This window comes from Pseudomonas sp. Pseusp97, assembly GCF_047304025.1.
GTDB lineage: Bacteria > Pseudomonadota > Gammaproteobacteria > Pseudomonadales > Pseudomonadaceae > Pseudomonas.
In genome coordinates this window covers 1-11,651 of the sequence record NZ_JBGLYK010000189.1, presented here as the reverse complement: position 1 = coordinate 11,651, position 11,651 = coordinate 1, and the positions used below count along the sequence as shown (strand labels likewise).

The 11,651-nt window shown below is 66.6% G+C and carries 9 protein-coding genes; 7 read left to right on the top strand and 2 right to left on the bottom strand.

What is annotated here, in order from left to right; genetic code table 11:
• Positions 1-83 precede the first annotated feature (83 nt).
• The 7 genes from ACCC94_RS23225 to paaZ all read left to right on the top strand — a co-directional run bounded on the left by ACCC94_RS23225 (position 84) and on the right by paaZ (position 7,094).
• Positions 84-437, top strand: coding sequence for a DUF1428 domain-containing protein (locus ACCC94_RS23225; RefSeq protein WP_413351947.1), 354 nt, complete (start codon positions 84-86; stop codon positions 435-437).
• Between the two features lie 438 nt (positions 438-875).
• Entirely contained in the window at positions 876-1,868 is a 993-nt protein-coding gene (gene paaA, locus ACCC94_RS23220) for a 1,2-phenylacetyl-CoA epoxidase subunit PaaA (RefSeq protein WP_413351946.1), read from the top strand.
• A gap of 150 nt (positions 1,869-2,018) precedes the next feature.
• The gene (gene paaB, locus ACCC94_RS23215; RefSeq protein WP_017520939.1) at positions 2,019-2,300 is read left to right on the top strand and encodes a 1,2-phenylacetyl-CoA epoxidase subunit PaaB; all 282 of its coding nucleotides are present in this window, start codon (positions 2,019-2,021) and stop codon (positions 2,298-2,300) included.
• Between the two features lie 10 nt (positions 2,301-2,310).
• On the top strand, positions 2,311-3,072 hold the full coding sequence (gene paaC / locus ACCC94_RS23210) for a 1,2-phenylacetyl-CoA epoxidase subunit PaaC (RefSeq protein ID WP_413351945.1): 762 nt from the start codon (positions 2,311-2,313) through the stop codon (positions 3,070-3,072).
• Positions 3,059-3,592: a 1,2-phenylacetyl-CoA epoxidase subunit PaaD gene (gene paaD / locus ACCC94_RS23205; protein ID WP_413351944.1), complete on the top strand. Its 534-nt coding sequence runs from the start codon at positions 3,059-3,061 to the stop codon at positions 3,590-3,592. The genes paaC and paaD overlap by 14 nt, the downstream gene beginning before the upstream one ends.
• Before the next feature lie 25 nt (positions 3,593-3,617).
• The gene (paaE, locus tag ACCC94_RS23200; protein ID WP_413351942.1) at positions 3,618-4,694 is read left to right on the top strand and encodes a 1,2-phenylacetyl-CoA epoxidase subunit PaaE; all 1,077 of its coding nucleotides are present in this window, start codon (positions 3,618-3,620) and stop codon (positions 4,692-4,694) included.
• A gap of 348 nt (positions 4,695-5,042) precedes the next feature.
• A complete protein-coding gene (paaZ, locus tag ACCC94_RS23195; RefSeq protein WP_413351941.1) occupies positions 5,043-7,094 on the top strand; it encodes a phenylacetic acid degradation bifunctional protein PaaZ in 2,052 nt (683 codons plus the stop codon).
• A gap of 465 nt (positions 7,095-7,559) precedes the next feature.
• On the opposite strand, the gene ACCC94_RS23190 is transcribed toward paaZ, so the two are convergent.
• Positions 7,560-8,522, bottom strand: a complete 963-nt coding sequence (locus ACCC94_RS23190) for an alpha/beta hydrolase (protein WP_413351939.1) — start codon at positions 8,520-8,522, stop codon at positions 7,560-7,562.
• A partial coding sequence (locus tag ACCC94_RS23185; RefSeq protein ID WP_413351938.1) for an amino acid adenylation domain-containing protein occupies positions 8,519-11,651 on the bottom strand: 3,133 nt, incomplete at its 5' end. The genes ACCC94_RS23190 and ACCC94_RS23185, both read right to left, overlap by 4 nt.

Below are 11,651 nucleotides of genomic sequence, written 5' to 3'. Positions count from 1 at the left end.
CTGTCGATCCCCCACCCCGCCCTTCGACTATTCCTCAAAAGCAGGCGGCATCCGGCCGCATGCCCACCCGCAGGAGATGAACGATGAACTATGTCGATGGCTTCCTCGTACCGGTTCCCACTGCCAAGCGCGAGCGCTACATAGAGGTGGCGCGCAAGGCAGCTGCGATGTTCAAGGAGTACGGCGCGCTTGGCGTCGTGGAGTGCTGGGGCAACGACGTGCCCGAGGGCAAGGTGACCTCCTTCCCCATGGCCGTGAAGCTCAAGGAGGACGAGACCGTGGTGTTCTCCTGGATCACCTGGCCGAGCAAGGAAGCGCGCGACGCGGGCATGAAGAAGTTCATGGAAGACCCGCGGATGAAGACCGAATTCAGCGACATGCCCTTCGACGGGCAACGCATGATCTTCGGCGGCTTCGAGGTGATCGTCCAAGCCTGACGCCTATGGCTTTTTCGTAGGACCGAGGGGGACGCCCAGTTCTTGCTCGCGAACCGCCTGACTCCAGAGTCACCGGCCAGCGGGTTCGCGAGCAAGCTCGCTCCTACAGAATCCTGAAATTCCTCCGCAAAAAATACCAAGGCAATACGAGCATTCGTATCACGTCGCATTTTTCAATGCGTAATCCTACGAACCGGAAGCGTCGCACCTGAACGGCTCATCGAGTTCGCATCTCTTCTTATTTCTGCACATTTCACCGAAATAGCGCCCTTACACTGTGCTGTTTCAGCCTGGGCAACACCCGGAAAACTCGCCAAAGCGATACAAAATCCATTTACGACACATCATTTATCGTTAGACATTCTTTTCTGTATCATTTAAAACTACAGCCATGGCCAAGGCCGTCCCACGAACAAGACAAAAGGCTGGAGACGCAGCATGTACGCACAACTGGTTGAGACCGGCGTGAAGCGCATCAAGGCGCTGGAGGAGATGTCCCCCGAGGAACGCGCCTTCCAGGAAAAGATCGATGCCGAGATCAAGATCGAGGCGAAGAACTGGATGCCCGACGCCTATCGCCAGACGCTGATCCGGCAGATTTCCCAGCACGCCCACTCCGAGATCGTCGGCATGCTGCCCGAGGGCAACTGGGTGACCCGCGCACCGACCTTGAAGCGCAAGCTGCAGCTGATGGCGAAGATCCAGGACGAAGCCGGCCACGGCCTCTACCTCTACAGCGCCATGGAAACCCTGGGCGCCGAACGCGACGCCGAGATCGCCAAGCTGCATTCCGGCAAGGCCAAGTACTCCAGCATCTTCAACTACCCGACGCTGAACTGGGCCGACATGGGCGCGGTGGGCTGGCTGGTGGACGGCGCCGCCATCGTCAACCAGGTGGTGCTCCAGCGCACCTCCTACGGCCCCTACTCCCGCGCGATGATCCGCATCTGCAAGGAAGAGAGCTTCCACCAGCGCCAGGGCTACGAAATCCTCCTGACCATGATGCGCCACGGCAACCAGGCGCAGAAGGACATGGTCCAGGACGCCATCAACCGCCTCTGGTGGCCGGCGCTGATGATGTTCGGCCCGAGCGACGCCGACTCCCCCAACAGCGCCCAGTCCATGGCCTGGAAGATCAAGCGGCAGAGCAACGACGAGCTGCGCCAGCGCTTCGTCGACCAGACCGTACCGCAGCTCGAACTGCTCGGCTGCACCGCGCCGGACCCGGAGCTGAAATGGAACGAGGAACGCGGCCACTACGACTTCGGCGACATCCAGTGGGAAGAATTCTACGAAGTGCTCAAGGGCAACGGGCCGTGCAACACCGAGCGCGTCGCCACCCGCCGCAAGGCCATCGAAGACGGCGCCTGGGTCCGCGAAGCCGCGGTCGCCTATGCCCGCAAACAACAACAGAAGAAAGACGCAGCCTAATTCCGCCTCTGAGCTGGCGAGCTAGAGCAGAACCAGGCGGAAACAGGCGCGGGCGCGGAGTTTACGTTTGTAAATGAGCAAGCCCGGGCCTGTTTCCAACGACGTTATGCCGACGCGCAGCAGCTCATGCCGGATGAGCAGGAGAACACCATGAGTGAGTGGACCCTTTTTGAAGTATTCGTGCGCAGCAAGCACGGCCTGAATCACAAGCACGTAGGCAGCGTCCACGCTGCCGACGCCGCCATGGCCATCGAGAACGCCCGCGAGCTGTACACCCGCCGCAACGAAGGCGTGAGCCTGTGGGTCGTGCCCTCCGCGCTGATCACCGCCTCCTCCCCCGACGAGAAGGACCCGTTGTTCGACCCGTCGCAGGACAAGGTCTACCGCCACGCCAGCTTCTACGAGCTGCCGCCCGAAGTCGGCCACATGTGAGACGCGCGCGATGAATCCGAACTCCGACAAGATCGAATACCTGCTGCGCCTCGCCGACAGCGCCCTGATCCAGGGCCAGCGCCTGTGCGAATGGTGCGGCCACGCCCCGGCGCTGGAAGAAGAACTGGCGCTGATGAACGTCGGCCTCGACCTCGTGGGACAGGCGCGCAACTGGTACGAGTACGCCGTGGAACTGCTGGACGACGGCCGCGACGCCGACGCCCTGGCCTTCCGCCGCGATGAGCGCGCGTTCCGCAACCTGCTGCTAGTGGAGCAGCCCAACGGCGACTTCGCCGTGACCATCACCAAGCAGTTCCTCTATGACGCCTGGCACTTCCACGTACTGCACGCCCTGAGCACCTCCAGCGACGAACGCATCGCCGCCATCGCCGCCAAGGGCCTGAAGGAAGTCACTTACCACCTGCGCCGCTCCGGCGAATGGATGCAGCGGCTGGGCGACGGCACTGAGCAAAGCCATGCGCGCATGCTCGCGGCTATCCCGCAGGTGTGGCGCTTCACCGTTGAGCTGTGCAATGCGGATGACATCGAGCGACGCCTGTTCGCCGAAGGCGTGGCACCAAACCCGGAAGAACTCGCCGCCGCCTGGAAGGCCAAGGTCGCCGACATCTTCGCCGCCGCGACCCTGCCGCTGCCCGAGCCCGCGGTGAACTTCTACCTCAGCGGCCGTCGCGGCGTGCACACCGAGCACCTGGGCATTCTCCTGGCCGAGATGCAGTTCCTCCAGCGGGCCTACCCCGATGCGACCTGGTGAGCTGATTACCAGCGACCGCGGCGCGCGAGCCGGCACGGCTGATGACCTCAGCCGCGCCTGGAACGTGCTCGGCGCGGTGATGGACCCGGAAGTGCCGGTGGTCAGCATCGTCGAGCTGGGCATCGTGCGCGGGCTCGACTGGCAGGACGGGCACCTGCACGTGGTGGTCACGCCGACCTACTCCGGCTGCCCGGCCACCGAGGTCATCGAGCAGGACATCCAGCACGCCCTGGAGCAAGCCGGCTTCGCCGCGCCGCAACTGGAGCGCCGGCTGAACCCGGCCTGGACCACCGACTGGATCAGCGACAGCGGCCGCGAGGCGCTGCGCGACTACGGCATCGCCCCTCCCGCTGGCAGCACCAGCAAGCGCAGCCTGCTGGGCGAGACCCTGGAGGTGCGCTGCCCGCAATGCGGCAGCTTGCACACCGAGCAGCTCAGCGAGTTTGGCTCCACCGCCTGCAAGGCGCTGTACCGCTGCGTGGACTGCCGCGAGCCGTTCGATTACTTCAAGTGCATCTGAGCGGCGGCGCCGCCGGAGAAGAACAATGAGCAAGTTCCACAGCCTGAAAATCAAGGAAGTGCGCGCGGAAACCCGCGACGCCGTGTCCATCGCCTTCGACGTCCCGGCGGAGCTGGCGGACAGCTTCCGCTTCCAGCACGGCCAGCACCTGGTCATGCGCACCCAGCTCGACGGCGAGGAAGTACGCCGCTCCTACTCCATCTGCAGCGGCGTCAATGACGGCGAACTGCGCGTGGCAATCAAGCGCGTACCCGGCGGGCGTTTCTCCGCCTATGCCAACGAAGCCCTGAAGGCCGGCGCCAGCCTGGAGGTCATGCCGCCGGCCGGCCATTTCAACGTCCAGCTGGACCCCGCGCGCCACGGCAACTACCTGGCGGTCGCCGCCGGCAGCGGCATTACGCCGATCCTGTCGATCGTCAAGACCACCCTGCAGACCGAGCCGCACAGCCGCGTCACCCTGCTCTACGGCAACCGCTCCAGCAACGCCGCGATGTTCCGCGAACAGCTCGAAGACCTGAAGAACCGCTACCTGCAGCGCCTCAACCTGATCTTCGTGTTCAGCCGCGAACAGCAGGACGTGGACCTCTACAACGGCCGCATCGACGCCGACAAGTGCGGCCAGCTGTTCAGCCGCTGGCTCGACGTGAAGAGCCTCGACGCCGCCTTCATCTGCGGCCCGCAGGCGATGACCGAGACCGTGCGCGACCAGCTCAAGGGCAACGGCATGCCGGCCGAGCGCATCCACTTCGAACTCTTCGCTGCCGCTGGCAACGAGGGCAGGCGCGAGGCCCGCCAGGCAGCAGCCGCGACCGACAGCGCAAAGAGCCGGGTGACCGTGATCAGCGATGGCCGCGAGCTGTCCTTCGAACTGGCTCGCAACAGCGTCAGCGTGCTCGACGCCGGCAATGAACACGGCGCGGAACTGCCCTACTCCTGCAAGGCCGGCGTGTGCTCGACCTGCAAGTGCAAGGTGGTTTCCGGCGAGGTGGAAATGGACAGCAACTTCGCCCTGGAAGACTACGAAGTGGCGGCCGGCTACGTGCTGAGCTGCCAGGCGTACCCGATCAGCGACGACGTGGTGCTCGATTTCGACCAGCTCTGACCTGGCTTTTCGTAGGAGCGAGCTTGCTCGCGAACCCGCACTCTGCCGTTGCGTCGGCGTGCGCAGAAGGATTCGCGGACAAGGTCCGCTCCTACAGGTTGAGCCAGGTGCCGCTCTCGTAGGAGCGGACCTTGTCCGCGATCCGCCGGTAGCGCCGGTGCCAATCGGGTCGCGAGCAAGCTCGCTCCTACAAGGAACTGCTCCACCGCCTACGGCCCGCAAGGCCCCGGCGAACCTTATCCGGCGGCTCGATCCCGCCAACGAACAACGCGCCGCCGACGCCCATCCGGCGCGGCGGTCACCGGCTAACACCGGCACCCTTGCGTAGCGATCCGGAGGAAGACAACCATGGCCCAAGAGCCAATCCTGCAAAGTTTCATCGGCGGCCGCTGGGTCGGCCAGCATGGCGCCCAGGCGCTGCGTAGCGCGCTCAACGGCCAGACCGTGGCGCGCACCCACGAAGAGGCGCTGGACTTCGCGCAAGCCGTCGCCTACGCCCGCGAGCAGGGCCTGAAAGAACTGATGTCAATGGACTTCCAGCAGCGCGCACAGCGCCTGAAGGCCCTGGCGCTGTACCTGACCGAGCGCAAGGAGCAGCTCTACGAGATCTCCCGCCACAGCGGGGCCACCCGCGCCGACAGCTGGATCGACATCGAAGGCGGCGCCGGCACCCTGTTCGCCTACGCCGGCGTCGGTGGGCGCGAGCTGCCCTCGGGCAACGTCGTCCATGAAGGCCCGGCCATTGCGCTGGGCAAGACCGGCAAGTTCGCGGGCAGCCACATCCTGGTGCCGCGCGGCGGCATCGCCGTGCACATCAATGCCTTCAACTTCCCCATCTGGGGGATGCTGGAGAAGTTCGCCCCGAGCTTCCTCGCCGGCATGCCGTGCATCGTCAAACCGGCCACCGCCACCAGCTACATCACCGAAGCCGCCGTCCGTGTGATGCACGAATCCGGCCTGCTGCCGGCGGGCAGCCTGCAGCTGATCATCGGCGGCACCGGCGACCTGCTCGACCGCCTGCAGGGCCAGGACGTGGTGACCTTCACCGGTTCGGCCGACACCGCCGCCAAGCTGCGCGTGAACCCCAACCTGATCCGCCACTCGGTGCCGTTCAATGCCGAGGCCGACTCACTGAACTGCGCCATCCTCGCCCCGGACGTCACTCCGGACGACGAGGAGTTCGACCTCTTCGTCAAGGAAGTGGCCCGCGAGATGACTGTCAAGGCCGGGCAGAAATGCACCGCCATCCGTCGCGCCATCGTACCGGCCAGGCACATCGACGCCGTGGCCGAGCGCCTGCGCGAGCGCCTGGCCAAGGTCGTGATCGGCGACCCGTCGGTGGAAGGCGTGAAGATGGGCGCCCTGGCCTCCCACGCCCAGCAGGCCGACGTCGCCGAGCGCGTCGAGGCGCTGCTCAAATCCAGCGAGCTGGTCTTCGGCGCCAAGGATGGCTTCGCCCCACGTGGCGACGGCGTCAACGAAGGTGCGTTCTTCGCCCCGACCCTGCTCCGCAGCCGCGACCCGCACGGCGAAGGCGGCGCGCACGACATCGAGGCCTTCGGCCCGGTGAGCACCCTGATGGCCTACGACGACATCGACGAAGCCATCGCCCTCGCCGCCCGCGGCAAGGGCAGCCTGGTGGCCAGTCTGATCACCCGCGATCCGCAGGTGGCCGCCAGGGTCGTGCCGGCCATGGGCGCGCTGCACGGCCGCCTGCACATCCTCGATCGAGAATCCGCCGCCGAATCCACCGGCCACGGCTCGCCCCTGCCGATGCTCAAGCACGGCGGCCCGGGTCGCGCCGGCGGCGGTGAAGAACTGGGCGGCCTGCGGGCGGTGAAGCACTACCTGCAACGCACCGCCGTACAGGGCTCGCCGACCATGCTGATGGCCGTCACCGGCGAGTACGTGCGCGGCGCCAAGGTCTACGAGACCGAGGTCCACCCGTTCCGCCGCTACTTCGATGACCTGAAGATCGGCGAGTCGCTGCTGACCCACCGCCGCACCGTTACCGAAGCCGACCTGGTCAACTTCGGCTGCCTGTCGGGCGACCACTTCTACATGCACTTCGACGAACTGGCGGCGAAGGACTCGCAGTTCGGCAAGCGCATCGCCCACGGCTACTTCGTGCTCTCGGCAGCCGCCGGCCTGTTCGTCTCCCCCGGCGTCGGCCCGGTGCTGGCCAACTACGGCCTGGACACCCTGCGCTTCATCAACCCGGTGGGCATCGGCGACACCATCCAGGCGCGCCTGACCTGCAAGCGCAAGATCGACCAGGGCAAGAAGAGCCCCAAGGGCGAGCCGCAGGGCGTAGTGGCCTGGGACGTGGAAGTCACCAACCAACTCGGCGAGCTGGTGGCCAGCTACGACATCCTGACCCTGGTGCTCAAGCGCGCCTGAAGCCTGTCGGTTTCAGTACCCGTTTTACCTTCGACCGGCCCGCAGGGCCGGTTTTTTATTCCTGCTGAAAACGCGATTCGCCGGTAGGAGCAACTATCTTGCCTGCTCCCCTCGTGTCAGCGATTTCTCATTCCCTGACCCTGGCTGCGCGCCCCGCTCCAAAAATCGTAGGGTGCATAACGCATCAGCGTTATCCGCCCTACGGTCTTCGCGAACCGCACCCTGCCGCCTTCCCCGGCAAGCACCGTCGTAGGATGGGGTGGAGCTAGCGATACCCATGCCGCTGCCAGCGCGCCGGAATCGATGGGTATCGCTGCGCTCCACACCATCCTACGTTCGATCGCCGTTGTGCTTCTGATACAAGCGGAAAGCTCGGTCAAGGGCCCGGCCTGCTCCTGCAGGAACCCGGGCGCAGAGGCTGACCTGTAGGACCGAGGGGGACGCCCAGTCCTTGCTCGAACCCACTCACCAGTGGGCGGCCAGGAACTCCGCTACCCGCCGGTAATACCCCTCCACTTCCGGCACCAGGTTGCCCATACGCAGGAAGTCATGGGTCATGCCGCAGCAGCGCTCCGCCTCCACTTTCACACCCTGCTCCACCAGCGTGCCGGCGTAGGCAAGACCTTCGTCCAGCAAGGGGTCGAACTCGGCCGCGAACAGCAGTGCCGGCGCGCTGCCCTGTAGCGCTGCACCGCCGTGAAGCGGCGAGCAACGCCAATCACGGCGCTGCGCCATCTCCGGCGCGTACTGCTGGTAGAACCAGTCCAGGCTGGCCGTCTCCAGCAGATACCCTTCGGCGAACAGTTCCTGGGATTCGCTGTGCTTGCTGGCGTCCGCCGCAGGATAGAACAGCAGTTGGGCGCAAGGCTGCTCGGCACCTTCGCCCGCCAGCTCCGCGCAGAGCACGGTGGCCAGCGTCGCGCCCGCACTGTCGCCGCCCACGGCCAGGCGGAGCGGATTCAGGCCGAGGCTGGCAGCCGAGCCCAGCAACCAGTTCCAGGCATCGCGCGCATCGACGGTCGCCGCCGGGAACGGTGCTTCCGGCGCCAACCGGTAAGCAACCGAAATCACCGCGCATCCACAGTGCTTCGCCAACAACCGGCACAGCCCGTCATGGGAATCCAGGCTGCCGACCGTGTAGCCGCCGCCGTGGAAATACAGGATCGCCGCGTCGCTAGCTCCCACGGGCCGGTACAGGCGAACCGGCAATTGTCGGCCCTCCCGCGCCGGGATCAGCAGTTCTTCCACGGGCATCGACGGTGCGCCGGCCTTGAGCGATTCCGAGGAAGCCTCGAAGTCCTGCCGCGCCTGCTCCAGCGGCAGCTCGTGCAGCGCCGGGCGACCCGTGCGGCGGCCCTCGTCGACCATGTCCAGGAAGGCGGAAATCTCCGGGTGCAGCATGCCGACCTCTTTCATCAATGCGTTCATACCGTGGCTTGCTCCTGGCGCGCGCCGCTTTCCACCCGGGCGCAGCAATGATCGATCACTCCTTCCAGCTCAGTGCGCAGCTGCGCCAGCAGCGCCTCGATGCGCGACGGGCGGAACACCCGGCGGCTGAACATGCAGCGCAGGGTCAGTTCGCCGTCGTAGACCTGGCCGACGATCTCCAGCCAGTTGTTCAGCGGTGTGCTGGCGGCGTAGGTGTCGCCGGGCTTCTCCTGCAGCGGCACGAACAGGGCCTTGTCGTCGAAGCTCTGGTCGAACTGGCCGAGGTAGTTGAAGGTGACGCGTGGCTCGGCGCGGGCCGCGAGCTGGCGGCGCAGCGCGCTGTCACCCAGGTAGCGCAGGGCGCCGTAGCCGACGCCCTTGTCCGGCACCGCGCGCAGTTGCTGGCGGATCGCCGGGATGGCCTGGGCGTAGTCGCCCTGCCCCGGCGTCAGGCGCAGCGGGAACAGGCTGGTGAACCAGCCCAGGGTGCGGCTGTGATCGACCTCATCGAGGATGTCCTCGCGTCCGTGGCCTTCCAGGCCGATCAGCACCGACTCACTCTCGCACCAGTGGCAAAGCGTGCGGCCGAGGGCGGTCAGCAGCAGGTCGTTGATCTGCGTGCGATAAGCCTCCGGTGCCACCTTCAGCAGGCGCTGGGTCTGCTGGCGGTCCAGGCGCAGGAACAGCTGTTCCAGATGCGCCATGCGCTCGGCGCCGCGCGGGTTGTCACGCTGCGGCTCGCCCAGGCCGGCGGTGTCGGTCTGCTCCAGCCAGTACGGCAGGTCGGCCTGGGCCAGCTGGCTGTCGGCATAGTCGTGCAGCCCTTCGGCCCAGGCGCGATAAGCGCTGGTGCGCTCGAAGCGCGGCGCAGCTTCGCCTGAGACTTGCGCGGCATAGCGCTGTTGCAGTTCCTCCAGCAGGATGCGCCAGGACACGCCGTCCACGGCCAGGTGGTGGATCACCAGCAACAGGCGCTGGCTGCCGTCGGCCATGTCGGTGAGCACGCCGCGCAGCAGCCGGCCTTCACTCAGGTCCAGGCTGCGCTGAGCCTGGTTGGCGATCAGCAGCGCCTCCTCGGTATTCGCCGCCTGTCGCCGCCAGAGCAGCGCGCCGGTGATTTCGGCAGCCTCGCGATAACGCTGGCGCCACAGGCCGTCGGCCCCGCGGGCGAACGACAGCCGGAGGCTGCCATGCTCGGCCAGCAGGCCTTGCAGCGCCGCTTCCAGCGCCTCGGCGTCCAGGCGCTGGCGGCACTCCAGCAGCACCGCCTGGTTGAAGTGGTTCGGTTCTTCCAGTTGCTGGTCGAACATCCATTGCTGGATCGGCAACAGGCCGAAGGATTCCCCGTCGTCTGTCACCTCCACGGCCACGATCGGCGTTGCCTCGGCCACGCTTTCGGCGCGCTCCAGCAGGCCGGCGATGGTCTGGTACTGCAGCAGGTCGCGCAGGCGGATTTCCACGCCCTCGCCCAGCGCCTGGCGGGCGCGGGAGACAATCTGCAGGCTGAGAATGGAATCTCCACCCAGGTCGAAGAAGTTGTCGCGGATGCCGACGCGCTCTACCTGCAGCACGTCCTGCCAGATTGCCGCCAGGGCGCGCTCGCGTTCGTTGCGCGGAGCCTCGTAGGCCTCGCCCTGCCAGGTCGGCTCGGGCAGCGCCTTGCGGTCGATCTTGCCGTTGGGCGACAGCGGGAAGCGCTCCAGCCGGAGGATCTGCGCGGGCACCATATAGTCCGGCACCTGCTCGCGAAGGAAGTTGCGCAGCGTATCGCCTTCCGCTTCGCCGACCACGTAGCCGACCAGTTGCTTGCCGCTGATACCGTCGCGCGCCACCACCAGCGCCTCGCTGACCTGAGGGTGATCCTGCAGGCGCGCCTCGATCTCGCCCAGTTCGATGCGGAAGCCGCGAATCTTCACCTGATGGTCGATGCGCCCGACATAGTCGATCACGCCGTCCGCACGGCCGCGCACCAGGTCGCCGCTGCGGTACAGGCGGCCACCCACGGCATCGAATGGATCGGCGACGAAGCGCTCGGCCGTCAGCCCGGCACGCTCGTGGTAACCGCGCGCCAAGCCATCGCCGCCGATGTACAGCTCGCCGGCCACACCCAGGGGCACCTGGCGCAGCTGCTCGTCGAGGATGTACAGCTTGCGCGCACCGACGCCCTTGCCGATGGGCGCATAGGCGGCATCGCAGGCGGTGGCGCGGTCGGCCTTCCAGAGCAGCGGCGTGACGACGGTTTCCGTGGGGCCGTAGCCGTTGATCAGGTGCTCGGCACGCAACGCGCGCTTGGCCAGTTCGAAGCTGGCGTTGGGCACCGCATCGCCGCCGAAGCAGTAGATGCGCACCGGCGGCGGGTTGCCGTCGCGCAGCGCGTGCTCGGCCAGTTGCTGCAGGTACACCGGCGGGAAGGCCGCGACGCTGACCTGCTTGTCGTGCAGCACGCGGTAGGTCTGCTCGGGCGTCCACAGCTCGTCGCCACGCAGCACCAGGCTGCCGCCATGCACCAGCGTGGTCAGCCAGCGCTCGTGGGCGCCGTCGAAGGCGAAGGACATGAAGTGCAGCTCGCGGGTCGCGGCGTCCATCCGGTACAGCTCGCCGATGGCCGCGCAGTGCATGGCCAGCGGGCCATGACTGACCGCCACGCCCTTGGGCTTGCCGGTGGAGCCGGAGGTGTAGATCAGGTACGCGAGATTTTCCGGCTCCAGCGCCACCACTGGCAGGTCACTGTCCTCGGTGGAGAGATCAAGTCCATCCAATTCCAGGCAGGTCACGCCCGTCGGCAGCGGCAAACGCTCGCGCAGGCGGCTGTCGGTAATCAGCAGCGCGATACCGGCGTCGGCCATCTGGAACTCCAGGCGTTCGCGCGGGTACTCGGCGTCCAGCGGAACATAGGCACCGCCTGCCTTGAGCACCGCCAGCAGCGCCAGGGGTATGCGCACGCTGCGCGGCAAGGCCACGCCGACGCGGACTTCCGGGCCAACGCCCAGCGCCATCAGGCGATGGGCCAGGCGGTTGGAGTCACGCTCCAGCGCCGCGTAGTCGACTTCCTCGTCACCGCAGAGCAGCGCTACCTCAGCGCCACGCTGCGCAGCCTGGCGGGCGATGGCCAGGTGCACCGGCTGGGCC